24 protein-coding genes and 1 other RNA gene are annotated in these 25,806 nt (G+C 62.6%); 23 read left to right on the top strand and 2 right to left on the bottom strand.

Annotation, left to right across the window (positions count from 1 at the left end; genetic code table 11):
* The first annotated feature begins 5 nt into the window (after positions 1 to 5).
* From AUJ55_02380 to AUJ55_02295, 18 genes are all read left to right on the top strand, one after another.
* A complete protein-coding gene (locus tag AUJ55_02380) occupies positions 6 to 521 on the top strand; it encodes an adenine phosphoribosyltransferase (GenBank protein ID OIO60152.1) in 516 nt (171 codons plus the stop codon).
* A gap of 53 nt (positions 522 to 574) precedes the next feature.
* Positions 575 to 940: RNase P RNA component class A (gene rnpB, locus AUJ55_02375), an RNA gene on the top strand.
* Between the two features lie 93 nt (positions 941 to 1,033).
* Positions 1,034 to 2,734 (top strand): acetolactate synthase, large subunit, biosynthetic type, encoded by a 1,701-nt coding sequence (locus tag AUJ55_02370; GenBank protein OIO60151.1) that lies wholly within the window; start codon positions 1,034 to 1,036, stop codon positions 2,732 to 2,734.
* A gap of 21 nt (positions 2,735 to 2,755) precedes the next feature.
* A complete protein-coding gene (locus tag AUJ55_02365; protein ID OIO60150.1) occupies positions 2,756 to 3,271 on the top strand; it encodes an acetolactate synthase small subunit in 516 nt (171 codons plus the stop codon).
* Positions 3,272 to 3,341: 70 nt separating this feature from the next.
* The gene (locus AUJ55_02360; protein OIO60149.1) at positions 3,342 to 4,358 is read left to right on the top strand and encodes a ketol-acid reductoisomerase; all 1,017 of its coding nucleotides are present in this window, start codon (positions 3,342 to 3,344) and stop codon (positions 4,356 to 4,358) included.
* 60 nt (positions 4,359 to 4,418) lie between these two features.
* On the top strand, positions 4,419 to 5,069 hold the full coding sequence (locus tag AUJ55_02355) for a phosphatidylserine decarboxylase (GenBank protein OIO60168.1): 651 nt from the start codon (positions 4,419 to 4,421) through the stop codon (positions 5,067 to 5,069).
* 14 nt (positions 5,070 to 5,083) lie between these two features.
* A complete protein-coding gene (locus tag AUJ55_02350; protein OIO60148.1) occupies positions 5,084 to 5,884 on the top strand; it encodes a CDP-diacylglycerol--serine O-phosphatidyltransferase in 801 nt (266 codons plus the stop codon).
* Between the two features lie 3 nt (positions 5,885 to 5,887).
* Positions 5,888 to 7,420: a 2-isopropylmalate synthase gene (locus AUJ55_02345; protein ID OIO60147.1), complete on the top strand. Its 1,533-nt coding sequence runs from the start codon at positions 5,888 to 5,890 to the stop codon at positions 7,418 to 7,420.
* A gap of 50 nt (positions 7,421 to 7,470) precedes the next feature.
* Positions 7,471 to 8,769: a 3-isopropylmalate dehydratase gene (locus AUJ55_02340; GenBank protein ID OIO60146.1), complete on the top strand. Its 1,299-nt coding sequence runs from the start codon at positions 7,471 to 7,473 to the stop codon at positions 8,767 to 8,769.
* Positions 8,766 to 9,128: a hypothetical protein gene (locus AUJ55_02335; GenBank protein ID OIO60145.1), complete on the top strand. Its 363-nt coding sequence runs from the start codon at positions 8,766 to 8,768 to the stop codon at positions 9,126 to 9,128. Before AUJ55_02340 ends, AUJ55_02335 begins: the two co-directional genes overlap by 4 nt.
* A gap of 8 nt (positions 9,129 to 9,136) precedes the next feature.
* Entirely contained in the window at positions 9,137 to 9,700 is a 564-nt protein-coding gene (locus tag AUJ55_02330) for a 3-isopropylmalate dehydratase (protein OIO60144.1), read from the top strand.
* The gene (locus AUJ55_02325) at positions 9,700 to 10,080 is read left to right on the top strand and encodes a hypothetical protein (GenBank protein ID OIO60143.1); all 381 of its coding nucleotides are present in this window, start codon (positions 9,700 to 9,702) and stop codon (positions 10,078 to 10,080) included. The genes AUJ55_02330 and AUJ55_02325 overlap by 1 nt, the downstream gene beginning before the upstream one ends.
* Before the next feature lie 205 nt (positions 10,081 to 10,285).
* Positions 10,286 to 11,371, top strand: a complete 1,086-nt coding sequence (locus AUJ55_02320; GenBank protein OIO60142.1) for a 3-isopropylmalate dehydrogenase — start codon at positions 10,286 to 10,288, stop codon at positions 11,369 to 11,371.
* A 3-nt stretch (positions 11,372 to 11,374) separates the two neighbouring features.
* Positions 11,375 to 12,388, top strand: a complete 1,014-nt coding sequence (locus AUJ55_02315) for an aspartate-semialdehyde dehydrogenase (GenBank protein ID OIO60141.1) — start codon at positions 11,375 to 11,377, stop codon at positions 12,386 to 12,388.
* A gap of 76 nt (positions 12,389 to 12,464) precedes the next feature.
* Positions 12,465 to 16,379, top strand: a complete 3,915-nt coding sequence (locus AUJ55_02310; GenBank protein ID OIO60140.1) for a hypothetical protein — start codon at positions 12,465 to 12,467, stop codon at positions 16,377 to 16,379.
* 38 nt (positions 16,380 to 16,417) lie between these two features.
* Complete coding sequence (locus tag AUJ55_02305) at positions 16,418 to 17,188, top strand: hypothetical protein (protein OIO60139.1); 771 nt, start codon at positions 16,418 to 16,420, stop codon at positions 17,186 to 17,188.
* Positions 17,188 to 18,018 carry a tRNA pseudouridine(38-40) synthase TruA gene (locus AUJ55_02300; protein ID OIO60138.1) on the top strand — a complete coding sequence of 277 codons (831 nt, stop codon included), beginning with the start codon at positions 17,188 to 17,190 and terminating at the stop codon, positions 18,016 to 18,018. Before AUJ55_02305 ends, AUJ55_02300 begins: the two co-directional genes overlap by 1 nt.
* Positions 18,015 to 18,602, top strand: a complete 588-nt coding sequence (locus AUJ55_02295; protein OIO60137.1) for a guanylate kinase — start codon at positions 18,015 to 18,017, stop codon at positions 18,600 to 18,602. Before AUJ55_02300 ends, AUJ55_02295 begins: the two co-directional genes overlap by 4 nt.
* On the opposite strand, the gene AUJ55_02290 is transcribed toward AUJ55_02295, so the two are convergent.
* On the bottom strand, positions 18,559 to 19,392 hold the full coding sequence (locus tag AUJ55_02290; protein ID OIO60136.1) for a hypothetical protein: 834 nt from the start codon (positions 19,390 to 19,392) through the stop codon (positions 18,559 to 18,561). The two genes, AUJ55_02295 and AUJ55_02290, sit on opposite strands and share 44 nt — an antisense overlap.
* 25 nt (positions 19,393 to 19,417) lie before the next feature.
* On the opposite strand from AUJ55_02290, the gene AUJ55_02285 reads away from it, so the two are divergent.
* From AUJ55_02285 to AUJ55_02270, 4 genes are all read left to right on the top strand, one after another.
* Positions 19,418 to 20,425: a biotin synthase BioB gene (locus AUJ55_02285; GenBank protein OIO60135.1), complete on the top strand. Its 1,008-nt coding sequence runs from the start codon at positions 19,418 to 19,420 to the stop codon at positions 20,423 to 20,425.
* Between the two features lie 47 nt (positions 20,426 to 20,472).
* Positions 20,473 to 20,862: a hypothetical protein gene (locus AUJ55_02280; protein OIO60134.1), complete on the top strand. Its 390-nt coding sequence runs from the start codon at positions 20,473 to 20,475 to the stop codon at positions 20,860 to 20,862.
* Positions 20,863 to 20,872: 10 nt separating this feature from the next.
* On the top strand, positions 20,873 to 22,054 hold the full coding sequence (locus tag AUJ55_02275; protein ID OIO60133.1) for a hypothetical protein: 1,182 nt from the start codon (positions 20,873 to 20,875) through the stop codon (positions 22,052 to 22,054).
* Between the two features lie 109 nt (positions 22,055 to 22,163).
* Positions 22,164 to 22,835: a hypothetical protein gene (locus AUJ55_02270; protein ID OIO60132.1), complete on the top strand. Its 672-nt coding sequence runs from the start codon at positions 22,164 to 22,166 to the stop codon at positions 22,833 to 22,835.
* Between the two features lie 74 nt (positions 22,836 to 22,909).
* On the opposite strand, the gene AUJ55_02265 is transcribed toward AUJ55_02270, so the two are convergent.
* Positions 22,910 to 24,064, bottom strand: coding sequence for a hypothetical protein (locus AUJ55_02265; GenBank protein OIO60131.1), 1,155 nt, complete (start codon positions 24,062 to 24,064; stop codon positions 22,910 to 22,912).
* Positions 24,065 to 24,466: 402 nt separating this feature from the next.
* Here AUJ55_02265 and AUJ55_02260 point away from each other — a divergent pair, with 402 nt between their 5' ends.
* On the top strand, positions 24,467 to 25,525 hold the full coding sequence (locus tag AUJ55_02260) for a hypothetical protein (GenBank protein OIO60130.1): 1,059 nt from the start codon (positions 24,467 to 24,469) through the stop codon (positions 25,523 to 25,525).
* Positions 25,526 to 25,806: the final 281 nt, after the last annotated feature.

The following is a 25,806-nucleotide window of genomic DNA, read 5'->3' as shown; positions in this document are numbered from 1 at the left end:
CCGTCATGGTGCAACGACTCAAAAATGCGATCCGCGATGTCCCCGATTTTCCTAAACCGGGGATTGTCTTTAAAGACATCACCACCCTGCTGGCCGACCCCGCCTCGTTCCAGCGGGCCATCGACGCGCTGGCTGATCGCTATGTGGGCCAAGAGATCCGCCGCATCGTGGCGGTCGAAGCGCGCGGCTTCATCTTCGGCGCCGCCTTGGCCTACAAGCTGGGGGCGGGGCTGATTTTGGTGCGTAAGCCGGGTAAGTTGCCCGCAGATACCCGTTCGGTCTCTTATGACCTGGAATACGGCACCGACGTGCTGGAGATCCACGCTGACGCCCTGGAGCCGGGCGACCGGGTGCTGGTGGTCGACGATGTGCTCGCCACCGGCGGAACGGTCGGGGCGGTGTGCCGCTTAGTGAACGAATTGGGCGCCGAGGTCGTCGAGGCCGCTTTCATGGCCGAGCTGACTTTTCTTGAGGGTCGCGGTCGGGTGCCGGTACCGGTCCATTCGGTGTTGCAGTTTTGACCATGGGGGCGGTTGGTTGCCACCGCCCCCCTCAACGTTCAAACTTCGCGGCCCCAGGCGGCTAGGCATTCGCTGGTTGCCCCCTTTCGAGGGGGGACGAGAGGAAAGTCCGGGCTTCAAAGGGCAGGGTGCTGGTTAACGGCCAGTGGGGGCAACCCCAAGGAAAGTGCCACAGAAAACAGACCGCCCGCACAAGCGGGTAAGGGTGAAAAGGTGCGGTAAGAGCGCACCGCGATCTTGGTGACAAGGTCGGCACGGTAAACCCCACCCGAAGCAAGGCCGAATAGGGAGACACCGGGGTGGCCCGCCCTGTCTCCGGGTTGGCTGCATGAGGGCGTCGGCAACGGCGCCCCTAGATGAATGAATGCCACCGGCGCGCAAGCGTCGGGACAAAACCCGGCTTACGGCCGCCTGGGGCCTATTTGAACCATATCCGGCGTCGGCTTTTGACCGGCGCCGTCGTCTTGTCGAGACGGCCGGGATCTCCCGGTCTGAACGAGGAACGGTTACCCGTGAAGATCAGTGGCGCAGAAATCTTCGTCCGCAGTTTGATCGAAGAGGGGGTCGATACCCTGTTCGGTTATCCGGGCGGCGCGGTGCTCAACATCTATGACGAACTCTATAAACATGCCGACCAGCTCAAGCATGTGTTGGGTCGTCACGAGCAGGCCTCGGTCCATGCCGCCGACGGCTACGCCCGTTCCACCGGCAAGGTCGGCACCGCCCTGGTGACCTCGGGGCCCGGCGCCACCAATGCAGTGACCGGTATCGCCACCGCCTACATGGATTCGATCCCCCTGGTGGTCTTCACCGGGCAGGTTCCCACTGCGTTGATCGGCAACGACGCCTTTCAAGAGGCCGACATCGTTGGAATCACCCGCCCCTGCACCAAACACAACTTTTTGGTGCAGCGGACCGAAGACCTGGCCATGACGATCAAGAAGGCCTACTACCTGGCGGCGAGTGGTCGGCCCGGCCCGGTGGTGGTCGACATCCCCAAAGATGTAACCATCAACAAGGCCGAGTTCGATTACCCGAAGGAAATCCGGCTGCGCTCCTACAACCCGACGGTGAAGGGGCATCCGGGGCAGATTCGCAGGGCGGCAAAGATGATCGCCAAGGCCAAACGGCCTTTGTTCTACACCGGTGGCGGGGTGATCCTCTCCAACGCCTGCGACGAGTTGACCGCATTGGTGCGCCGCCTGGGGTATCCGATCACCCAAACCTTGATGGGGTTGGGAGCGGTGCCCGCCTCCGATCCCAGCTTCTTGGGGATGCTCGGAATGCATGGCACCTTCGAGGCCAACATGGCGGTGAGCCAGTGCGATCTGCTCATTGCCATCGGTGCCCGCTTCGACGACCGGGTGACCGGCAAAATCGAGGCCTTCGCCCCCGATGCCGACATCATCCACATCGACATCGACCCCAGTTCGATCAGCAAAAATGTTAGGGTCGATCTGCCCATCGTGGGCGATGTGAAGGCGGTGTTGACCGACATGCTCGACTACATCGACCGGCACGATCTCGATGTGGAACACCGCGAGGCCATTGAGGGGTGGTGGGCCGAGATCGAGGAGTGGCGGGCGCGCAAATGCCTGAGCTACACCCAGAACGACACCACCATCAAGCCGCAATACGTGATCGAGCGGCTGCACGCCCTGACCAACGGGCAGGCCTATGTGACCACCGAGGTGGGGCAACACCAGATGTGGGCGGCTCAGTTTTACGGTTTTGAGCAGCCCCGGCGCTGGATGACCAGCGGCGGCCTGGGGACGATGGGGTACGGCTTCCCTGCCGCCATGGGGGCGCAGGTGGCCCATCCCGAGGCCACCGTGATCGACATTGCCGGAGAGGCTTCGATCCAGATGAACATCCAAGAACTGGCCACGGCGATGCAGTACCGCCTGCCAGTGAAGATCGCCATCCTCAACAACAGCTATTTGGGCATGGTGCGGCAGTGGCAAGAGCTGTTTTACGGTAACCGCTATTCCGAATCGGACATGTCGGTGCAGCCCGATTTCGTGAAATTGGCCGAGGCCTATGGGGCGGCGGGCTTTCGGGCGCGCACCCCTGCCGAGGTCGATGCGGTCATCAAGCAGGCGCTGGAAATCCGCGACCGCCCTGTGATTATGGATTTCATCACCGACCGGGAAGAGAACGTCTACCCGATGGTGCCGGCGGGCGCCGCTTTGAAAGAGATGATTCTGATTTGATGAAGACAGGGGCTTGAAACGATGCGCCACCTGATTTCGGTGCTGGTTGAAAACGAGTTTGGCGTTTTGGCCCGTGTGTCGGGACTTTTTGCCGGGCGAGGGTACAATATCGAGTCGTTGGCGGTTGCCGTCACCGACGATCCCGGTGTTAGCCGTATGACGATCGTTTCGCGCGGTAGCGAGCCGGTGATCGAGCAGATCGTCAAGCAGCTCAACAAGCTGGTCGACGTTATTAAGGTCATCGACCTGACCGAGGTCGACCACGTGCAGCGCGAGCTGATGCTGGTCAAGGTCAAAGCCGAGGCCGACAGCCGGGCCGAGGTATTACGCATGGCCGAGATCTTCCGGGGACGGGTCGTCGATGTCTCCGCGGGGGCCTACACCATTGAGGTCACCGGTGACGAGGGCAAGCTGGCCGCCTTTTTGGAGCTGGTCCGTCCGGTCGGAATTCTCGAAGTGGTGCGCACCGGGCAGATCGCCATGGCCCGTGGCCACCAGGGGATCGAGATCCCGCGGCAGGTTTTGACCGTCGTTTAATCTTGGGTCCGTTTCCGGCACCATTTTTCGTTTTTTTTCATCTGTTTGATCGAACCAGGAGCACCCTCCCATGAAGGTTTATTACGACGCTGACGCCAATATCGACCTGATCCGCGCTAAAGCGGTGACCATCGTCGGTTACGGCAGCCAAGGCCATGCCCACGCCCTGAACCTGCGCGACTCCGGGGTAAACGTCACCGTCGGTCTGCCCGCCGGTTCTAAATCCAAGGCGAAGGCCGAGGCCGAAGGGTTGACCGTCCAGAGTGTGGCCGACGCGGTGGCGGGCGCCGACGTGGTGATGATCCTCATCCCCGACGAGCATCAGGCGGCAACCTACCGCGAGGTGATTGAGCCCAACCTCAAGCAGGGTGCGGCGCTGGTCTTCGCCCACGGCTTCAACGTGCATTTCGGCCAGATCATCCCCCGTGCCGACCTCGACGTCTTTTTGGTTGCCCCCAAGGGTCCTGGCCACTTGGTGCGCCACACCTACACCCAGGGTGGCGGCGTCCCCTCCTTGATTGCCATCCACCAGGATGCCAGCGGCCAGGCTAAAGAGATCGCTCTGTCGTACGCCTCGGCGAACGGCGGCGGCCGCGCCGGTGTGATCGAAACATCCTTCCGCGAAGAGACCGAGACCGACCTCTTCGGCGAGCAGGCGGTGCTCTGCGGCGGCGCCTCGGCGCTGGTCCAGGCGGGTTTCGAGACCCTGGTCGAGGCGGGCTACGCCCCCGAGATGGCCTATTTCGAGTGCCTGCATGAGCTCAAACTGATCGTCGACCTGATGTACGAAGGCGGCATCGCCAACATGCGCTACTCGATCTCCAACACCGCCGAATACGGCGATCTGACCCGCGGCCCCCGCGTCATCACCGCCGAAACCAAGGCCGAGATGAAGCGGATCCTCACCGAGATCCAAACCGGCCAGTTCGCCAGGGAGTTCATCCTTGAGAACCGCGCTGGTGGCCCCATGCTTCACGGCCTGCGCCGCATTGGCCGTGAACATCAGATCGAAGAGGTGGGGGGCCGGCTGCGCTCGATGATGAGCTGGATCGGCAAGAACAAGATCGTGGATCAGAGCCGCAACTGATTCTGGCGGCCTCCCCGAATCCCTTCGGGGGGGCCTTCGTCCATCCCAGGAGTCACCGTGATCGACCCCAAACACCCTCCCATTGCCCGGGAGGGTTTTCCGTTTATTGCCCTGTTTGCTGCGGGCGCCGTCGTCGGCTGGTTTGTTTGGTGCCCCCTTGGGATCCTCTTCGCAGCCCTGACCCTTTTTGCGCTCTACTTCTTCCGTGATCCCGACCGGCAGGTCCCTGACCGCGACGACATCGTGCTCTGTCCCGCCGATGGACGGATCGTGCGGATCGTCCAGCTGGAGCGGGGGCTGCACCTCGACCAGCCGGTGCAATTGGTTTCGATCTTCATGAACGTCTTCAATGTTCACGTCAATCGGATGCCGCTGGCCTGCACGGTCAAGGCGCACCACTACCACCCCGGCAAGTTCGTGAATGCCGCGCTGGACAAGGCGAGCACCGAAAACGAGCGCTCCAGCTTGATTCTCGAATCCGAAGCGGGCGACAAGATTGAGATGGTGCAGGTGGCGGGATTGATCGCTCGGCGCATCGTCAACAAGGCCGATGCCGGTTCAAGGTGGCAGATGGGATCGCGTTACGGCTTGATCCGCTTCGGATCCCGGGTCGATCTGTACCTGCCCCCCGATTGGGCGGTGAACGTGACCCTGGGCGAGAAGACGACGGCGGGCCAGACGATCATCGCCAGTATTCCCAAGCAATCTTAAAGCGCGGAGCAACCATGGCGGACGACGGGCAAGAGCAGGTCAAGGTGGGCAAAGGGCATCGGGGACGGGCGGTTTATGTGTTGCCGAACCTTTTCACCACGGCGGGGCTCTTCTGCGGCTTCTACGCGATCATCCACGCCGCCAGCGGGCAGTTTTTCTCGGCGGCGGTGGCGATTTTGCTCGCCTCGGTTTTTGACGCCCTCGATGGTCGGGTCGCTCGGATGCTGGGGGCGACCAGCGAGTTTGGCGCCGAATACGACAGCCTCTCCGATATGGTCGCCTTTGGGATCGCCCCGGCGGCGTTGGTTTACCATTGGTCGCTGGTCCCCTTCGGTCAGCCGGGGTGGGTTGCCGCCTTTTTGTTTGCCGTGGCGGGCGCCTTGCGCTTGGCCCGTTTCAACGTCTATTCGGGCAATCAAGACAAGCGGTATTTTCAGGGGCTGCCTATTCCCGCTGCGGCGGGGGTGATCGCCTCGTTGGTTTTGCTGTATGAGGATCAGGGGTGGGATCCCTCCTACTTTTCGATCCCGATGATGCTGCTCATCTACCTGCTGGCCTTTTTGATGGTGAGCAGCATCCCCTTCAGGTCGTTCAAGGATGTCGATCTGAAGAGCCAAGAGAAATTCGGGGTTTTGGCCAAGGTGGTGGGGGTATTGATCGTGGTGGCGATGATCCCCCAGGTGGCGTTGTTTGCGATTTTGCTTGGGTATGCCCTGTCGGGGCCGCTGGCCAAAATTGCCTCGCTGCGCCGCCGCAAATTGGCCAAAGCCTCCAGCACCGATGTACCACCACCCAGCGACAGCACGGGGACGTAATTCATGTCCGATCATTTGATCGTTTTCGATACCACGTTGCGCGATGGCGAGCAGTCGCCCGGCGCCTCGATGAACACCGAAGAAAAACTGCGCATCGCCCGGCAGCTTGAGCGGCTGCGGGTTGACGTGATCGAGGCCGGTTTTCCGGTGGCCAGCCCCGGCGATTTTGACGCGGTGCACCGCATTGCTCAGACGGTGAAGGAATCGACGGTGTGCGGCCTGGCCCGCGCCCGCGAGGCCGATATCGACGCAGCGGGTCGGGCGATTGCTCCGGCGGCGCAAGGAAGGATTCACACCTTCATCGCCACCTCGCCGATCCACATGGAAAAAAAGCTGCGCATGAGCCCCGACGAGGTGGTGGCGGCGGCGATCAAGGCGATTGGCCACGCTCGCCAGTACACCGATGATGTCGAGTTTTCGGCCGAAGACGCCGGGCGTACCGAGATGGATTTTCTCTGCCGGGTGGTCGAGGCGGCGATCAAGGCTGGGGCCAAAACGATCAACATCCCCGACACGGTCGGTTACACCCTGCCTTGGATTTTCGGGGAGCGGATCGCCACCTTGATGAACCGGGTGCCCAACATCGATCAGGCGATCATCTCGGTCCACTGCCACAACGACTTGGGGCTGGCGGTTGCCAACTCCCTGGCCGCCGTTCAGGCGGGGGCCCGTCAGGTCGAATGCACCATCAACGGCATCGGGGAGCGGGCGGGCAACGCCGCCATGGAGGAGGTGGTCATGGCGCTCAAGGTGCGCCGCGACTGCTTCGGCGGGATCGACACCAACATCGACGCCACCCAGATCACCCCCGCCTCGCGGCTGCTCTCGGCGATCACCGGCATCAACGTCCAGCCCAACAAGGCGATCATCGGAGCCAACGCCTTCGCCCACGAATCGGGGATCCACCAAGACGGGATGCTCAAGGCGCAAGAAACCTACGAGATCATGACCCCCGAGTCGGTGGGGCAGACCAAAACCGAGCTGGTGCTGGGCAAACATTCTGGGCGCCACGCCTTTGCCGACCGGCTCGCCTCACTCGGGGTCAATCTTGAAGGGGACGAACTCAACCGCGCTTTTTTACGGTTTAAAGATTTGGCCGACGTCAAAAAACAGGTCTTTGACGAGGACCTGTTGGCCATCGTCGACGAGGAGATCACCCGCTCTCCCGACCGTTTCGTTCTCAAAGCGCTCAGTTGCCAATCGGGCACCGGAACCCGTCCCTCGGCCAAGGTGGTGCTGACGGTCGACGGCGAAGAAAAAGAACAGATCGGCGAAGGGGACGGTCCGGTCGACGCCGCCTTCAAGGCGATCCGGACGCTGGTGCCGGTCGAGGGGGAGCTGTTGCTTTACCAGGTCAACGCCATTACCTCGGGGACCGACGCCATGGGTGAGGTGACCGTGCGGCTGCGGCAAGGGGGCCGAGTGGTCAACGGCCAGGGGGCCGATACCGACATCATCGTCGCCTCGGCCCGGGCCTATGTGAATGCGCTGAACAAGCTGGCGGGACGGGTCCGTACCGAACACCCGCAGCTTTAATTTGAGTTTTTCGACGCCCTTTGGGGCTTGTTCTTAGGAGTCAGACGCTCATGTCGATGACGATCACCGAGAAGATTCTTGCCCGCCACGCGGGCCGCGACCGGGTTGTGCCGGGGGAAAACGTCTGGATCGACGTCGATACCCTGATGACCCACGACGTCTGCGGCCCCGGCACCATCGGGATCTTCAAGCGGGAATTCGGCGCCGATGCCAAGGTGTGGAATAAGGACGGGTTGGTCATCATCCCCGATCACTACATCTTCACCGCCGATCCCCACGCCCGGCGTAACCTCGATATTTTGCGTAGCTTTGCCGCCGAGCAGGATTTGCCGCACTTCTACGACTTCGGCACCCCTCGCTACAAAGGGGTCTGCCATGTGGCACTCGCCCACGAGGGGTTCGATTTTCCGGGCCAGGTGCTGTTCGGGACCGACTCCCACACTTGCACGGCGGGGGCGTTTGGCATGTTCGCCACCGGCATCGGCAACACCGACGCCGCTTTCATCCTTGGCACCGGCAAGCTCTGGGTGAAGGTCCCGCAGACGCTGCGTTTCGTCTTCGACGGCGAGATTCCCGATTACGTCATGGCCAAGGATTTGATCCTGCAGATCATCGGCGACATCGGGGTCGATGGGGCGACCTACTGCGCCATGGAGTTCGCCGGGTCGGGGATCGAGGCGCTGGGGATGGAAGAGCGGATGACCATTTGCAACATGGCCATCGAGGCGGGGGCCAAGAGTGGCATCATCGCCCCCGACGCCAAGACCTTCGCCTTCCTCGAAGGGCGGGCCAAGCGGGCGTTCGAACCGGTCTACAGCGATCCCGACGCCAAGGTGGCGCGGCAGATCGTCTACAAGAGCAGCGATCTTGAGCCGGTGGTGGCCAAACCCCACAGCCCCGACAACAAAGCCAAGGTTTCCGAGGTGGCGGGCACCAAGCTCGATCGCTCCTACATCGGCTCCTGCACCGGCGGCAAGACGGAGGATTTCGTGGCAGCGGCCCGCATTTTGGACGGACGCAAGGTGGCCATTCCCACCTTCATCGTTCCGGCGACCACCGATGTGGCGGCCGATCTGCGCACTGTGCGCCACAACGGCAAGAGCCTGTTCGACATCTTCGTGGCCGCCGGTTGCGACATCGGCGAGGCCTCTTGCGCCGCCTGCTTGGGCGGTCCGGCCGACACCTTCGGTCGCACCCATGGGGCCGAGCAGGTCATCTCGACCACCAACCGTAATTTCCCCGGCCGCATGGGCTCCAAGCAGTCCGCGGTCTATCTGGCCAGCCCTCTGACCGCAGCCGCTTCGGCAGTCACCGGGGTCATCACCGATCCGCGGGAGTTTTTGAAATGAGCCTGAACGTTTCCCTGGTCTGGGTGCCCGTCTCCGATATGGCCCGTTCGGTCGATTTTTTCGAGAACACCTTGGGGCTGACCCGGTTGTTTTCCTCCGACGACTGGACCGAGTTCAAGGTGGGGGCGATTCACCTCTCCTTGCACGGTCCCAACCACCGTCAGGGCAAGGATCGTCCCGCCCCCGGCAACGGCGGTGTGGTGGTCTTTCGGGTCGGCGATCTGCTCACCCTGCGGGGCAAGCTCGAAGGCAAAGGGGTGAAGTTTCTCGGCACCACCGAGGAGCAGCCCTACGGCTTGATGGCCGATTTCGTCGATCCCGACGGCAATCGTTTTCAGCTTTTCCAGGCCAAGCACTGAGGTTGAACATGGAGCAAACCCTTCGCGGCCGGGCCTACGTGCTCGGCGACGACATCGATACCGATCAGATCATCCCGGCTCAGTACCTGGTGTACTCGCTGGAGGATCCCGAGGAGCGGCTGAACTACGGGCGCTTTGCCCTTTCGTCGGTCCCTCCGGGGCAACGCGGCCTGCCCGCGGGCGACATTCCCTTCGTGCGTGAGGGGGAGCACCTGAGCGACTACGCCATCATCGTCGGCGGTAAGAACTTCGGCTGCGGTTCGTCGCGCGAGCACGCTCCGGTGGCGCTCAACATCGCCGGGGTCAAGGCGGTGGTGGCCGAATCGTACGCCCGGATTTTCTTCCGCAATTCGGTGGATGGTGGCTACCTCTACCCCATCGAGGCGAGCGCCAAACTCAACGATATGATCAAAACCGGCGATGAGGTTGAGATCGACATCGCGGCCAGCCAGTTGATTAACCACAGCAGCGGCGAGCGCTTCGCCCTCAATCCCCTGGGGGATGCGGCGGGGATCGTCGAGGCGGGGGGGATTTTTGCTTACGCCCGCAAGCACGGGCTGACCGGGACCTAATGATCGGCAAGCCCTCCTGGGCCCAGTTCGATTTCGAGGGGGGCGGCCTACAGGCCGCCCAACTTGCTTATCGGCGTCGCAGTCGCAAGCCCTGGGTGGCGCGGTTGTGGTGGCTGCTCCTGTTCCCTCTGATGGCCCACCGGGTTTATCTACAAGGGGTGAGGGGGTGGCCCTGGGTGTTGGGAATGCTGGCCTTGGTGGTGGTGTCGGGATTTGTATCGCCCTATGTGTTGGTGTTGCCGGTTGCGTTTCAAGTGGCCGATGTTTTTAAGCTCGATGCGATGCTCTCAGAGGCCAACCGACGCATCCGCCAAGAGGTTTTTCTGCGTAGCGATGTGGCTCCGGCCCCCCACTTCGACGACCCCGCGCTGAATCCCTGAAGGAAGCGCTGATTTATTCGGCGCTTCCGAGCGACCCAGGGATGGGGCGCCAAAATCGGGAACGTAAGTGACTGATTTTGCAGGCGAAGAAAAAACAACGCTTTTTGCGTAGTGTGCCGATTCAAGGCAGGATGCCTTGAGTCGGCGTTTCCTGAATCCCTTTCGCCCCGAGTTCGGGGCTTTTGCACTTTGATGGAGCACAGACATGAGCAGCTTCAAGATCGCGGTTCTTCCCGGCGACGGCATTGGCCAAGAGATCGTGGCCGAGGCGGTGAAGGTGTTGCGCAAGGTGGCCGAGCACTCCTCCGCCACCTTTGAGTTCGAGGAGGCCCCGGTCGGCGGGACCGCCTACGACCTGACCGGCACCCCCCTGCCCGAGGCGACCTTGAAGCTGGCCCAGTCCTCCGACGCGGTGTTGCTCGGCGCGGTCGGCGGTGTGAAGTGGGAGGCGCTCGATTACAGCGTCCGCCCCGAGCGGGCCTTGCTCGGCCTGCGTAAAGAGCTCGGATTGTTCGCCAACCTGCGCCCCGCCAAGGTCTACCCCCAGCTGGTCGATGCCTCTCCGCTGCGCCCCGAGATCGTCAGTGGCATCGATGTGCTGGTGGTGCGGGAGCTGACCGGCGACATCTACTTCGGCCAGCCCCGAGGGGTCGAGACCCTGCCCGACGGGCGCAAGCGTGGTTTCAACACCATGGTGTACACCAGCGACGAAGTGGAGCGGATCGCCCGCGTCGCTTTCGAAGCGGCCCGCAAGCGTTCAAGCAAGGTCTGCTCGGTCGACAAGGCCAACGTGCTCGAATGCACCGAGATGTGGCGGGGCGAGGTCATCCGGGTCCACGCCGATTACCAGGATGTGGCGCTGTCGCACATGTACGTCGACAACGCCGCCATGCAGCTCATCCGCTGGCCCCGTCAGTTCGACGTCATCGTTACCGGCAATATTTTCGGCGACATCCTCTCCGACGAGGCCTCGATGCTCACCGGCTCCATCGGCATGCTTCCTTCCGCCTCGCTGGGTGGAAAAACCGGCATGTACGAGCCAATCCACGGTTCGGCCCCCGACATTGCCGGGCAGAACAAGGCCAACCCGATCGCCACCGTGTTGTCGGCGGCGATGATGCTCAAACATTCGTTCGACCTGACGACCGAGTCCGATTGGATCGAACGCGCGGTCGAGAAGGTGCTCGACCAGGGGATCCGTACCGCCGACATCGCGGCGGGGGGGCAGGCGGTGGGCTGCGACGCCATGGGCGACGCCCTGTGCCGGGCCATTGACGAAGTGGTGGGTTAAGTCATGAGTGAGTTGGTCGATATTGCGGTTTTGGGCGCCACGGGCGCGGTGGGGGAGACAGTCTTCCGTATTTTGGAGGAGCGCAATTTCCCGGTCGGCAAGCTTTATCCGCTGGCCTCCAGCCGTTCTGCGGGGGGAGAGATCACCTTCCGCAACGAAGAGATCACGGTGCTCGACGCCGCCGAGTTCGATTGGTCGCAGGTCAAGGTGGCGATCTTCTCGGCGGGCGGTTCGGTGTCTGCCGAATACGCCCCCAAAGCGGCGGCGGCGGGGTGTACCGTCATCGACAACACCAGCCATTTTCGCATGGATCCCGATGTGCCGCTGGTGGTGCCGGAGGTCAACCCCGAGCAGATTTTCAACGCCCCGCGCGGGATCATCGCCAACCCGAATTGCTCGACGATCCAGATGGTCGTGGCCCTCAAGCCGTTGCACGACGTCAATCCGATTCGGCGCATTGTGGTCTCGACCTATCAGGCGACTTCGGGGGCGGGCCGTTCGGCGATGGATGAGCTCTTCGAGCAGACACGGGCCCTGTACACCGGCGAAGAGATGAAGCCGAAGAAATTCCCCAAGCGGATTGCGTTCAACTGCATCCCTCAGATCGACTCCTTCCTAGAAGACGGCTACACCAAGGAGGAGGTCAAGATGATGGAGGAGACCCGCAAAATCATGGGAACTCAGGCGATCCGCGTCACGGCTACCACGGTGCGCGTCCCCGTATTTTACGGCCACGCCGAATCGGTCAACGTGGAGTTTGAGCGACCGTTCGACCCCAACGAGGCCCGGGCGGTGCTCAGTGCGGCCGACGGGGTGGTGGTGATGGACGCCCCGCAGATGGGGCTTTATCCGACCCAAGCCGACTGCGGCGGCACCGATCCCGTTTATGTGGGACGTTTACGTAACGATCCAAGTCACGAGAATTGCTTGAATATGTGGATCGTGGCTGATAATTTACGTAAAGGCGCGGCTCTAAATGCTGTTCAGATTGCAGAAATCCTGATTCAAGAGCGTTGAGACGGGGGCACTGAGACCCCTCATGGGGGCTATCATGGACCGCCTTCTGGCTGAACGTTTTCGTGGGAGAGAATAGATGGCGGCGAAGTGGTGGCCCAAAATGTGGCATCGGATTCTGGCGGTTACACTAGCGGCAGGGCTGGGGGCGTGGCTCTCCAGTGCGGCCGATGCCGTTTCGTTCGGGGGAATACGGATCGTCAGTCATCTGGGCGAACCGTTTTATGCCGAAATTCCCCTGACGATGGTCGGCTCCAGCGAAGGGGAGTCGATGGTTGTCAGCATCGGCACATCCTCCGATTACCAGGTGTTGGAGGCCTTCCGGGATCCGGTGGTCGGCCAGCTCAAACCGCGCATCGCGACCATCGACGGTGAGCTTCGGGTGGTGGTCTCTTCCGAGACCGCCCTCGAAGCGCCCTTCTTCAATCTGCTATTAAAAATCGACCAAAACAGCGGGGCGGTGTACCGCAATTTCCCTGTTCTGCTCGACCCTCCTGCCTCGACCGCGATGTCGGCGCCGGTCATTCAACCGACTGCCCGTCCGGCGGCGACCACCCCTGCCGTTCAACCCCAGCAGCAGACCCCTGTGACCCCAGCGCCCCGTCCCGGCATTGTGGCGGTGGCGCCGGTCGGCGCCGTTGCTCCGGTGACTCCCGATGGGCAGGTTGCTGTGGCACCGGTAGCCCCTGCGGGCGATGTCTACAACGGCTGGGCACGTACCGACAAATACGGACCGACCCAGCGGGGCGATACCCTGTTCGAGATCGCCCGCCGTCTGCGCAAGGACGAGTCGTTGACCCTGCAACAGGTGGTGGTGGCGCTGTTCCAGGCCAATCCCGACAACTTTGTCGACGGGAACATGCACACCATCAAGAAGGGCTCCTGGTTCAAGGTGCCCGAGCGTGCCGAGGTTGCCGCCCTGTCCCATCAAGGTGCCGTGGCTGAAATCTCGCGGCAGATGAAGGAGTGGGATCGGACCCATCCCCGCTACACCGTGAAGATGGTGGTGCAGGATCAGGCCTCCGGTATGGCCGCCAAGACCCCCGCCCCCGATGCCGGTCAACACAGCGGTGAGGAGGGGTCGGGCAAGAGCGACGAGACGAGTCAGGCCCAGAATCAAAGTAGTGCGGCGCCGACCCCGACCGCCACCCTGGATGCAGCCTCCCGCCAAGAGCTGGCCCACGCCGAGGAAGAGGCGGCGGCGCTGCGCTCCAAACTCGACGACTTGGTTGCCCAGATTGCAGCTCAGAACGAGGCCCGCGACAAAGAGATGGCGATGTTGCGGGGGCAGTTGAAGGCCGCAGCACTGGGCAGGCCTGTTTCGACGGAAGAGGCTGGCCTGTTTGACGACAGCATTCTTCTTGTGGGCGCCTTGGGTGGGGTGTGCCTCGCACTGGCAGGCCTGGGCTTCGTGGTATGGCAAAACCGCAAGTTGAAGGCAGAACTTGCGGCCATCGTTGGCGGCAATTTCGAGTTCGAGGCAGCTCAGGTCGTTGCGACGCCGGTGGGAGAGGGTATTGCCCTCGTGCAGCCCGGCGCGGTTCATGCCGAGGCTCAACGCGATGATGGTTCCGAGCGGACCATGATGCTCAAAGAGCCGATGCTCGGCGTCGGTGGCACGGCTGCGGCAGCAACCCCCGAACTCGATGAGATCTCGATCGAAACCAAGAAATTGGCCGAGGGTAAAAGTCCCGACGACCTCTTCACCCAGGCCGAAATTTTCTTCAACTACGGCATGGAGGACGACGCTCTCGATCAACTCAAAGCGGGGCTGGTGGTTGCCCCGGAAGAGCAGCGTTTTTACGAGAAAATGCTGGCCATTTACGAGGCCAGAGGCGATGCGGCCGGCATGGAGTCGGTCATCCGGGTGGCGCAACGCAACATGGGCGGCGCTCTAAGCCAGTCGACCAAACTCGAATGGGATGGCCGGGCTCGGACCGTCAAAGGGGGGGGGGCTCCCAGTCTGGAAGACTCTTCGGCCAGCCTCCAGACCGTAGCTTTGGGCGCTGTAGATTCGGGGGGTGGTCTTGATCTGGACGGCTTCAACCTCGATTTCGGCAGCGACGAAACCGGGGTCGGGGGCGGATCGTCCGATGTGCCCGCCGATGCCGACGAGTTCGACCTGTCGAGCATGATGGTGGCTGATGAACCGCCTAAGAAAAGCGCAGCACCGAAGCCAGCTGCCCAGCCCGAGGGGTTTGATTTTGGTGGGGATCTTGAGCTCGACCTTTCCGATATGGATTTAAGCGGGCTTGAGCCGCTTGAGAGCAATGCGGGAAGCGATGCCACCCAGATGATGAGTGCGACCCAGATGGGTCAGATGGGCGACGGGCTTGAACTCGACTTGGACGGCATGGACCTCTCCGGCCTTGAGGCGGTAGAGGACGAGGGGACCATGCTTTCCGAGATCTCCACTGAGGGCGGGGTCGAACTCGACCTGACCGGGATGGATCTCTCCGGGGCGAGTCTGAAGAGCGACGAGGTCGACATGTCCCTGTTCTCCGAGGCCGGAGAGGGGGACATGGAGCTCGACCTCAATGGTCTCGATATGAACGCGGCGACCACGTTCGACGCCGATGCCACCGTGGTGGGTCAAGCACCCGAGGAGGGGGTCGATCTCGATTTAACCGGGATGGATCTATCCGGGGCCAGCTTGGGAGGCTCGGAGGCCGAGGCCGACCTGTTTTCAGAGGCGGCGGAAGGCGAGATGGATCTCGATCTGGGCGGGCTCGATCTTGAGGGGGTCTCCCTGCCCGGGGCAAAAACCAAGGGGGTTGAGGCCGAGGCCTCTGCCGCTCTGTCGGAGTCCGGTGCGTTCGATCTCGATCTCTTGATGAATCACCCCGAACCCGATGATGAGGAAGAGGAATTCGACCTGGGCGACATGGGCGCCACCGATATCGACGCTACGATTCAATCGGCCCTGGCCGCCAAGGACGAAGAGACCGGCGAGTTCAACGCCCTCGAATTGAGCCTATCGGGCGAGTTTGATTTGACCGCCCTTGGTTTGGAGGCGATCGACAAACCGAAGACCCCCACACCGCGTGTGCAAGAGCCCGTTGGCGACGAAATCGATCTAGACCTGAACGCCAGCCTGGATGGTTTGGCCGAGCCGATTGAATCGGATGAGGATCTGTTCGGGGGCGACGATGCCGTTGCAGCCCTGGCCGGTTCGGCCGACGACGGGGTCGATCTAAATCTCGACGAATCCAGCGAATTGCTGATGCCGGTCGAAGACGAAGAAGAGATTGAGGCTCAGGGGGGTGAAGCAGAATTTTCCCAGGCCGCCATCACCGACGATACCCCCGAGGCAACGGTGCTCATGCAGAGTGGCGCCGATCTCGAAGATCTCGATTTATCATCACTGTTGGAGGAGCACAGTACCGCCGAAGAGGGGCCGTTTGCTCAGGAGGAGGAGTCGCCCGAGAGCGTTCTGGCCGACGATTCGGTTGGTTTGGGTGACCTGGATCTGTCGGGATTGCTGGGGTCGCAAGATGAGGCAAGCGTCGCCGCTGTGGACCAAAAGCCATCTTCACAGGACGAAGTCGACGAGGTTCTCCAGGAGGAGATGGCCGATCTGGATGACCTGGATCTGTCGAGCTTGGTGGATGCCGACCATATCGGGGTTTCGCGCACCCCTTCCGAAATCACCGGCACGATGGTGATGTCGGGCTCCTTCGATCCCAGCATGATGGCCCCCCTGTCCGACCTGGCTAACGCACAGGAGGGGGACGACGACGAGGAGATGCACCTGTTCGATCCAAGCAGTATTTCTCTGGATGCCTGCCGCGCCAAATTGCAAGCGGGGGGCGACCCTCGCGACATCCTGCTCGATTTTGCCAACGCCCTTGATGAGGCTCGGACCCGCACCGAGGCGCTGAATCTGCTTCTTGATTGGTCCCAGAATGCCGAGGGCAAGGTGATTGACGAGGTGGTCCACGACCTGGAACCCCACCTTGAAGCCGAGGGGGTTCGGCTGCTGGGCCGCGCCTGATTCTTCCCGTATCGGGGCGATCCCCCAGAGTCTGAGGCATGGACCTACTCTCCGGCCGTCACAGTCGGCAAACGACGGCGCTGCACCGCATCCCCGCCACCACAAAATTGATTCTTTTTTTGGCCCTGGTGGCGGGGATGGTGCATGTCGACGGCATGGCGGAGGGGGCAACCGCCCTCGTGCTGGCGCTCTGCCTGCTGATGCTGGCTCAAATCCCCTTGGCCATGGCCGTTCAACTGGCCACCCGCTTGAAGTACTTCTTCCTGATTCTGTTGCTGCTCCACGGTGGGTTGACCCCGGGCGACCCCGTCGCGGTCTTGGGCTGGAGTACCGGCCTGTCGTGGGATGGGCTGGCGGTGGCGGCGACCCTGACCCTGCATTTGGTGGCGTTGCTGCTGCTTGCGGTCATTCTCACCCGTACCACCCCCCCTTCCGGTTTGGCGTTGGGTATCTCGACCCTGCTCGCCCCCTTGGGCAAGCTGGGGTTGCCGGTGGCCATGTTCAGCCGGGTGTTGACCCTGGCGGTCGGTTTCCTCCCCTCAACCTTCGACCTCTTCCGCGACCTGCGCCGTTCGATGCACCTGCGTTCCCCAGCGGGACCCACCCCTTTGCGGACCCGGCTGCGCGAATACGGACGTATGGTGGCGCTGGTGTTGCCACGCCTGCTGGCGATGGCCGACCTGCAGGCCGATGCCCGATTGCTGCGCAGCGGCGCTTACGACGGGTTGCCACGGTGGCCGCTGCGCCATCCCTGGTGGAGTGTTCCTGCCGCGGTGGGGGTGGCGGCTTGGACGGTATGGGTGTGGTGATGCGCCGAGTCGCCTGGGTGGTTGAGTACGAGGGTAGCGCTTTTGTTGGCTGGCAGCGGCAGAAGAATGGTGTCAGCGTGCAGGGGGCGTTGGAGGGGGCGTTGGCTCGCCATGTCGGGGTTCCCATTGCGGTTACGGCGGCGGGACGGACCGATTCGGGTGTGCATGCCACCGGGCAGGTGGTTCATGCCGATGTTCCTGCCCGTTTGCCGGTGGGGGCACTGGGGCCGGGACTCAACCGTTGGCTTCCCGAGGGGGTCAAGGTGCGGGCGCTGCGCCAGGTGCCCGGTTCCTTCGATGCCCGGCGCAGCGCCGTCAGCCGCACCTACCGCTACCGCATCCTCGACACCGTCGCCCCATCCCCTCTGCGGTTGCAGCGGGTGTGGTGGGTCAAACATCCCCTCGACGACGAGGCCATGATGGCGGCGGCGACCTGTTTTCAAGGGATGCGCGATTGGTCGGCGGTGCGGGCGGCAGGATGTGCGGCGACTCATCCGGTGCGCGACATTCATTGGACTCGCCCGGTCCGGTGCGGCGACGAGATCGAGGTCGAGGTCCGGGCCAACGCCTTTCTCTACCACATGGTGCGCAATATGGTGGCCGGGTTGGTCGCGGTGGGGCAGGGGAAGCTGAGTGTGGCCCAGATGGCTGCATTGCTCGAAGCCCGGCGGCGCGAGGATTGGCCCCCCACCGCCCCCGCCCAGGGGTTGGCGTTGGAGCGGGTCGGCTACCCCGCAGCCCGTCTGGGCGATCTGCCCGAATTTCGTTGGGGGGAGGACCGCTTGTGGGCGGTGGATCCCGATCAAGAACCGCGTAAGGAGCCGTCGTGAGTCATTGGCAAGCCATCCCTTGGATCCTCTCGGCCCCCTCGGGCACCGGCAAAACCACGGTAGCCAATGCCCTGCTGGCGCGGGTACCGGGGCTGACCCGGTTAATCACCACCACCACCCGAGCCCCCCGTCCCGGCGAGGTTGACGGGGTCGACTACCACTTCCTCAGCCGCGATGCCTTCGAACAGCGGATTGCAGCGGGAGGTTTTGTGGAGTGGGCCCAGGTGCACGGTAATCTGTACGGCTCGCAAAAGATGCATGTTGAGCAGGTGCTGAATCAGGGGCTCGATTTGCTGATGGTGATCGACGTGCAGGGGGCTGAGCAGGTTTGCGCCCAAATGGCCCAGGCCCGCACCATCTTTTTGCTACCTCCCAGCATGGAGGAGCTCAAAGCGCGGATGAACGGGCGGGGCGACCTGAGCGATGCCGACCTGATTTTAAGGCTGCACAACGCCGAAACCGAACTGGCCCAGCTGCCCCATTACGACTACGCCGTGGTCAACGACGATTTGGAACGCTGCGTCGCCGCGATCTCGGGGATCATTCAAGCCGACCGTCATCGGGTGGTGCGGCGGCGGGGCTGAGCGCCGCGATCTCTTCCCGCCATCGCGGCCGATACAGCAGTGCCCCCGCCCCCTCCAACACCCACCCCGCCCGCACCAACGCCGTTGCCGCCCGCCGTAAGGTGGTACCGGTCACCAGCAGATCGTCGATCAATACCACCCTGGGATCCTCCCCTGCAGCCGGGGGGCGCGCCTGAAAAATCCGTTGGGGCAATTTCAGCCGCTGACTGCGCCGTCTGCCCCGCTGCGACTGGGTGGTGTCGGGGGGCAGCAGGGGGTGGATGACCTTGCCTCCGACGGCATCCCCCACCCCCCAGGCGATGCGGGTGACCACCCCCAAACCCCGTTGACGCAGATGGGTTATCGATCCGGCCATGGGGACGATGGTGACTCCGGCCAGTCCGTGCTCCCCCCAGCGTTGCCCCCAAAGCGCCCCCAGCCGCCGCAACACCAAGGCCCGCTCCCCCCCTTTTTTGGCGCTGCGCAGCAGCCGCGCCGGGGCGCCGGCATCTTGAAAACCCAGCAGAAGGCGGGGCCAGGGGGGAGGGTCGCTTTGGCAGCCCAGACAGGCGGGAGTCTCTGCCACCACCCCCCGTCCGCACAGGGGGCAGCGCGGCTGGGCGAGGTGGTGAATCCCCCCCTCGCAGCAGGGGGTGCATAGGGGCAGGCTGGGAAAATCGCACAGAAAAGCGGTGGCGGGGTGGCGGGCGCACAGGGCGCAGCCGTGGGGGAGGAAGAGCCGGTCAATCAAGCCGGCGCCATTTTTGACAGATCGCAGCCAATGCTTGAAAATACAAAGACTTTTCGACATCGAACCCCCTCCTGTGGAGCCCCCCATGTCTGTCTGGAATCCCCTGATTACCGAATGTGCCGAGCGCGTGTTGAACGGCGGCGAGATCACCTTCGACGAAGCGGTCGCTCTGATCGAACTTTCGGATGAGCAAAGCCTTGAGTTTTTCGCCGCCGCCGACAAGATCCGCCGTACCTTTATGGGGCAGGCGATGGATTTGTGCGCCATCGTCAACGCCAAGTCGGGGAATTGCTCCGAAGACTGCGCCTTTTGTTCTCAGTCCAAGGTCAGCCGGGCGGCCATCGCTGAGTACAACTATATGCCGGTCGAACAGGTGGCCGAAAAGGCGCAGGAGGCTTACGCCATGGGGGCGCGCGCCTTCGGCATTGTCACCTCGGGGTGGGGGCTGCGCAGCCAAAGCCAGATGGAGACCCTCAAGGGGTACCTGGGGGCGATTAAGGTTAAATCCGACATTGGACGTTGCGCCTCCCTGGGGCCGCTGACCCATGGTCAAGCCAAGGAGCTGGCCGAGGCGGGGTTACAGCGCTACCACCACAACATCGAAACCGCCCCTTCCCATTTCGACGCCATCTGCTCAACCCATACCTTTCAAGAGAACCTGACCACGCTAGAAGCGGCGGCCGCAGCCGGGATGAGCGTCTGCGCCGGGGGAATCGTCGGCATGGGGGAGAGCCCCCGGCAGCGGGTCGAGATGGCCTTCACCCTCAAGCCCTACCCCATCGCCTCGATCCCGATCAATTTCCTCAACGCCATCGAGGGCACAACCCTGCACGACCGTGGGGTGCAAAACCTGACCCCCTTCGAGATGCTGCGCACCGTGGCGGTCTTTCGCTTCATCCATCCCAAGGCCGACATTCGCATCGCCGGGGGGCGGCACCTGCTCGGCGAGCTGCAACCGCTGCTGTTCATGGCGGGGGGCTCGGCGGCGATGGTGGGCAATTATTTGACCACCAACGGTTTAAATCCTGAGGACGACGAGCGGATGTTCCAACACCTGGGTCGCCCCCCGCTTGAGGTGGCACGCGGTCTGTAAACTGATGGTGCAAAAGGGTATCTCCAAAGGTTTTTGAGAAGCCCTTCATGACCGGGGGTGGCGGATCGTCCGCAATCCGCGAGGCGCTCGACGACGAAATCGCCCGCGACGCTGCGATGGAGCTGTGCGGTTTTTCGGACAGCATCGACATTCCCGGTGCCAGCACCCCCGCCTCGATGCCGATGTTCATGATCCCCTTCTCGGCCAACATCGAGTTGCGGGTGGGTGAAAAGGGTTTCAACCCGGTCATGGTGTTCGTGGGGCCGGTGATGTCGGTCTCCAACGCCCAGATCGATGATCTGGGCCCTATGTTGGCGGCTCCAGCTTCCGATCAGCGTCACCACAACCGATTGAGCAGCCTGCTGCAACAGGCGGCCAAGAAGGATAAGAACGAGGCGGTTAAGACCACGGTCATCCAGGTGTCGTGGCATTTCTAAAGGGGGCGGTTTGAATCGGTTGGAACAGCGGCTGCTGACTACATTGACGCGGCTCGATACCGAACACAGGCGGCGGCGCGAGACGGTATCGACCCCATCCCCGCTGGGGGGACGACGTCCCCTGGGCGCCGCCCCCCTGTGGGATCTATCGAGCAACGACTACCTGGGCTTGAGCCGCCACCCCGAGGTGGTCGCCGCCGCCTGCGCGGCGGGGGAGCACTACGGGGTGGGGGCGACCGGGTCGCGGTTGATGACCGGCACCACCCCGCTGCATCTCGAACTCGAAGCGGCGTTGGCTGCCCTCAAGGGGTGTGAAGCGGCGCTGGTGTTTCCGGCAGGGTTCCAAACCAACCTGACTCTGCTTTCCGCCCTGACCACCCGCGACGACCTGCTTTTTACCGACCGCCTCAACCACGCCTCGCTCATCGACGGCGCCGCCGCCTGCCCCGCCAAGGTCCACCGCTTTCGCCACAACGACCTGAACCACCTGAGCGATCTGCTCGCAAAACACCCCCCCCACCACGGCATCGCGTTCATCGTGGTCGACGCCGTCTTTTCGATGGATGGCGACATGGCCCCCCTGCCCGAAATCCTGGCCCTCGCCGAGCGCTTCGACGCCGTGGTGGTGATCGACGATGCCCACGGCTCCGGGGTGTTGGGTCAAGGGCGGGGGACGGCGCACCATCTGGGGGTGGCGGGGCATCCCCGATTGATCGTGATGGGGACGTTGAGCAAGGCACTGGGGGCGCAAGGGGGGTTTGTCGCCGCCAGCACCACCGTGGTCGAAGGGCTGCGCAACCTGGGGCGAGGCTACATCTTTACCACGGCACTGTCGCCTATGGTGGCGGGGGGGGCGCTCAAGGCGGTGGAGATCGCCGCAGCGGGGGAGGCGTGCGCCACCCTGCAAACCAAGGCGACTGCGCTACGCGCCGCATTGGCCGACCTGGGGCTACCCCTGACCGGTCAGGGGCCGGTTCCCATCGTTCCGGTCGTGGTGGGTTTAGAGGCGGGGGCGTTGGGATTGTCGGGCTGGCTGCGGGAGCAGGGGTACTTTGTTCAGGCGATCCGCCCGCCGACCGTTCCGGTGGGCAGCAGCCGACTGCGCATCACCGTGCGGGCCGATTTGCCTGATGAGGTCTTGGCGCGACTGCCGGGTTTGGTGGCCGAGGGAATGGCGCGGTTGGGGGGGTAACAGCGCCACGGTGGCGCCCCATACAAAATGTGCGCTGAGGCAAGATCCCGACCGGCAAAGTGGGTATGATCCGGCCCATCTTGCCCTTTTCGCTCCATAAGGCGGTTCGATGCGTGTTTTGATGGTTGTATTTGGGCTGTGGATAGCGGGCGTTGCCGCCGCCTCCCCCTTGCCTGTTGCCCAGTATGCCCCCCTGTCTGCCGATGAATGGAATCAGCTCGATCACGGCAAGGTGGTGCTCCGCCCCCTGGATTCGGGCAATCCCCATGTGCGGGCTGCCGAGTCGGTGGGAATCATCCACGCCCCGGTTTCGACAATGCTTGAGGTCCTCACCGACCATGCACGGTGCAGCGAATTCATGCCCCATGTCGCCAAGGTCGAGGTGCTGGAAAACAGCGGCGACCGGGTGATCGCCAACTACACCCTGGCGTTGCCCCTGGGCAAAACCAAACGGTACCGGCTAGAGATGGTCGTGCGGCGCGGCGATGCGGAATCGACCTTGGTTTGGCGTTTGATCCCATGGCCTGGGCTCGATCCCGCCGAAACCATCCGCGACACCACCGGCTTTTGGAGTCTGAAACCGGCTCAAAATCACCCCGATGCCACCCTGGCGGTCTACCACGTCGCCTCCGATCCGGGCGATGTGCCGTGGGGGTTTGGTTGGATCGTCGATTTTTTGAGCACCCGCAGCGTCCCCGAGGTGATGGATAAAACCCGGACCCGGGTCGAGGCGCTCTGGCAAGAGGAACGGCGTGCAACCGCCTCGACCGCCAACCCTTGAGGCAGATGTTTCTGCAACCGTAAAAAACCGCCCGATGGGCGGTTTTTTTACGGTTGCCGTTGGCAGCAGGCAGGTCAGCTACGATCCACAAAATGCTGCTGAATCAACACGATCTGCTCGGTTTGACGCCGCAGCGAGCCAACACATTCGTGATCGAGTTTGTCTTTGGCCATGGCGTCGAGCACGGTGAAGGCGGTGTCGATATCCCAGGCGGTTTTGTAGGGACGTTGGGAGGTCAGGGCGTCGAAGATATCGGAGACCGTGATGATACGGACCTCGATGGGGATCTCTTCCCCTGCCAATCCAAAGGGGTAACCCGAGCCATCCAGCGCCTCGTGATGCAGCTCAGCGACCGAGCGCAGAACGTCGAGCCCGTCCAAGGCGCTGAAGCCGAAGTAATCGACCATTTTTCCTAGGATTTGCCCTCCAATGGTGGTGTGTTGCTGCATGTGGCTCCACTCCTCGGGGTCGAGCTTGCCCGGTTTGAACAGAATGTGGTCGGGGATGCCGATTTTGCCGATGTCGTGGAAGGGTGCGAAGCGGTAGATCCGCTCGATGTGCTCGTCGCTGAAGTCGTGGATCCCCCGCTCGGCCAGATCGCGGGCGATCAAGCGGGCATAGCGACCCATCCGCTCAAGATGGCCTGAGGTTTCCAGGTCGCGCAGGGTCGAGATCTCGTACAGGGTTTTCAGGGCGGCCGAGAGGGTGTGGAAGAACCCGATCTCTTGTTGGGCTAGGTTGGCGATCAGGTGGCTGGCTAGATCGAGGGTTGGCAACACCCGATCATTGAAGGCGGTTTGTTGTTCGGCATTAAAAAAGACAAACCCGTGCAGATCACCCTGAAAAAGGATGGGGGAGGTGTAGCTGGACTGATACCCCTGGGCCAGGATGCGTTGGGTGTGTTGGTGGGTACTGGCTTGAAAGAGCGCCAGATCGTTGACCACCCTGGGCCGCCTGAGCTGGGCCACCTCGGCCAGCGAAGGGGCTTGGCTCAAGGGGATTTCGTAATGCTGGATGGGGGAGGGGGCACCCCGGTCGCTCGAAAGAAACGTCCGCACCGATTCGGTGGCTTGATCGTAGGCGGCCACGGCGATCCGGCTGATGCAGCCGACCTGTCGGTCGAGGGAACGATGGATCACCGCCAGCTTTTCGGCCAAGGGAATCGCCTCCCCCAGGGGGCCGAGCTCGTCGTTGTGGCAAAATAGGTCTTCAGTGTGAGAGGTGGGCATGATGGTCTCCATGCATCCAACGTTGACCTGCGAGAGGGGAACCCTGACTCGGGTCGGGGGACGATTCAATGCCCCTTGGGCCGATTTAGGGAAGTGCCGATTAAAGGCTCCTGCCTATTAATCGGCACGCTACAAAAAGTGTCGTTTTTGCTTCGCTTGAAAAATCAGTCACTTACGTTCCTGATTTTGGCGGACCATCCCTGGGCCGCTCGGAAGCGCTGATAAATCGGCGCTTCCTTAGAAAGTTTTTTGGCCGTGTGAGGGTTCAGGTAGAAATTCCGACCAGGTGCGCGATGGCCGATCAACGGTCCCAAACCGGGTGCGGGTAGCGCGTCGGGGCGAGGATGCGCACAATCCCCCGTCTTTTGGGCGTTTCTTCTATAGATTTAAAGGATTTGCGTCGTGCTTCCTCGCTTTGTGGCCGTGCTCCTGTTAGCGGTTTGGCCCCTGTGGGTCCATGCCGACCCCATCCCCCCCGTCGTCGATTGGACCGTCCCGGACGATCTGCCCTGGCAGACCCCGCCGAGCGCCAGTCCTGCCCATCGCTACACGGTGCCGACGGTGGGGGGCGATACAGATTTGGTGTACCACAATCCCGAGTTTTGGGACTTCATGTGGCGATTCCCCGGCGATTACGTCGCCCTTTGGGACAAGGCGATGCAGGAGGAGGCGATCCCCTACTGGGGGGCGGTGGTGCTTTCGACCGGGGTGTTGATCTATTACGACCAGAAGCTCATCAACGGCGCCCAGAATCTGGGGCGGCGCTGGGGCATAGGCAACAAAGACAACACCAAGCCCTATTTCAGCATTTTTGGCCAACCGATTCGGGGCCCCTCCGATGTTGGCTCGGCGATGTACTTCATTGGCGACGGCTGGCTTCACTCCAGCTTTGCCCTCGGTTTTTTGGGCTACGGTTACTTCGGCGAGGATTCCCGCGCCCTGAGGACCGGCTCGGAGCTGGTCGAGGGGCTGATGACCACTGCCTTCGCCACTCAAACCTTGAAACACATCACCGGACGCGAGAGTCCCATTCGGGCGACCCAGGGTGGGGGGGTGTGGCGCTTTTTCCCCAATCAGATCGATTACCACCAACACGTCCCCAGCTTCGACGCCTTCCCCTCCGGTCATTTGGCCACCGGGGTTATGACCGTCACCGTGATCGCCGAGAACTACCCCGAATATACCTTCGTTCAACCGCTGGGCTGGACGCTGCTGGGGCTGCTTTCGTTTCAGATGATGAACAACGGGGTGCACTGGGCCAGCGATTACCCCCTGGCCATCGCCATGGGGTACGGCTTCGGCAAGGTTGCCGTGGCGCGGGGGCGCGCGATTGAGGCCCATTCTGCCAACCGGGCGGCGGGGATCCGGCGCGATGCGCCCCAGGGGTGGGACGCGCTGCGGCTGGCCCCGATGGTGACCGCTGACGGGTCGATGGGAATTGGGGTTGAGTACCCATTCTAAGAGCCTGTCGGACTTGAGATCGTCCTACTCGGCAATTGCTCCTGCATTGCTCTACCTCCTGCATCCATGCAGTCGTGCGCCGGCGGGTAATCGGTCCAAATTTCCCCGGTTTTTCGTCACATAGCCACCACTATGATCCTCAAAACCGTGAAAATTTGGCCTCGATTCCCTACTCGGCTCGCTACGGACGCTCAAGCCCGACAGACTCCTAGCCGTCGTTCGCCCCCCCTGGCCGTCGTTCATGAATTAGCAAGGAAATCGCCACCTCGGGGTCATGCAAG

It is taken from the genome of Proteobacteria bacterium CG1_02_64_396, from assembly GCA_001872725.1.
In the GTDB taxonomy this organism is placed as follows: Bacteria; Pseudomonadota; MNWR01; order CG1-02-64-396; family CG1-02-64-396; genus CG1-02-64-396.
The sequence above is the reverse complement of the archived record's forward strand: the minus strand, read 5'-3'. Positions and strand labels throughout refer to the sequence as shown.

Excerpts from the sequence above, each read along its gene's own strand:
- AUJ55_02290 (OIO60136.1), bottom strand. The coding sequence starts at position 19,392 with ATGTCGAAAAGTCTTTGTATTTTCAAGCATTGGCTGCGATCTGTCAAA.
- AUJ55_02300 (OIO60138.1), top strand. The coding sequence starts at position 17,188 with ATGCGCCGAGTCGCCTGGGTGGTTGAGTACGAGGGTAGCGCTTTTGTT.
- AUJ55_02265 (OIO60131.1), bottom strand. The coding sequence starts at position 24,064 with ATGCCCACCTCTCACACTGAAGACCTATTTTGCCACAACGACGAGCTC.
- AUJ55_02365 (OIO60150.1), top strand. The coding sequence starts at position 2,756 with ATGCGCCACCTGATTTCGGTGCTGGTTGAAAACGAGTTTGGCGTTTTG.
- AUJ55_02280 (OIO60134.1), top strand. The coding sequence starts at position 20,473 with ATGACCGGGGGTGGCGGATCGTCCGCAATCCGCGAGGCGCTCGACGAC.
- AUJ55_02315 (OIO60141.1), top strand. The coding sequence starts at position 11,375 with ATGAGTGAGTTGGTCGATATTGCGGTTTTGGGCGCCACGGGCGCGGTG.
- AUJ55_02270 (OIO60132.1), top strand. The coding sequence starts at position 22,164 with ATGCGTGTTTTGATGGTTGTATTTGGGCTGTGGATAGCGGGCGTTGCC.
- AUJ55_02340 (OIO60146.1), top strand. The coding sequence starts at position 7,471 with ATGTCGATGACGATCACCGAGAAGATTCTTGCCCGCCACGCGGGCCGC.
- AUJ55_02330 (OIO60144.1), top strand. The coding sequence starts at position 9,137 with ATGGAGCAAACCCTTCGCGGCCGGGCCTACGTGCTCGGCGACGACATC.
- AUJ55_02305 (OIO60139.1), top strand. The coding sequence starts at position 16,418 with ATGGACCTACTCTCCGGCCGTCACAGTCGGCAAACGACGGCGCTGCAC.
- AUJ55_02325 (OIO60143.1), top strand. The coding sequence starts at position 9,700 with ATGATCGGCAAGCCCTCCTGGGCCCAGTTCGATTTCGAGGGGGGCGGC.
- AUJ55_02345 (OIO60147.1), top strand. The coding sequence starts at position 5,888 with ATGTCCGATCATTTGATCGTTTTCGATACCACGTTGCGCGATGGCGAG.
- AUJ55_02335 (OIO60145.1), top strand. The coding sequence starts at position 8,766 with ATGAGCCTGAACGTTTCCCTGGTCTGGGTGCCCGTCTCCGATATGGCC.
- AUJ55_02350 (OIO60148.1), top strand. The coding sequence starts at position 5,084 with ATGGCGGACGACGGGCAAGAGCAGGTCAAGGTGGGCAAAGGGCATCGG.
- AUJ55_02360 (OIO60149.1), top strand. The coding sequence starts at position 3,342 with ATGAAGGTTTATTACGACGCTGACGCCAATATCGACCTGATCCGCGCT.
- AUJ55_02380 (OIO60152.1), top strand. The coding sequence starts at position 6 with ATGGTGCAACGACTCAAAAATGCGATCCGCGATGTCCCCGATTTTCCT.
- AUJ55_02310 (OIO60140.1), top strand. The coding sequence starts at position 12,465 with ATGGCGGCGAAGTGGTGGCCCAAAATGTGGCATCGGATTCTGGCGGTT.
- AUJ55_02285 (OIO60135.1), top strand. The coding sequence starts at position 19,418 with ATGTCTGTCTGGAATCCCCTGATTACCGAATGTGCCGAGCGCGTGTTG.
- AUJ55_02320 (OIO60142.1), top strand. The coding sequence starts at position 10,286 with ATGAGCAGCTTCAAGATCGCGGTTCTTCCCGGCGACGGCATTGGCCAA.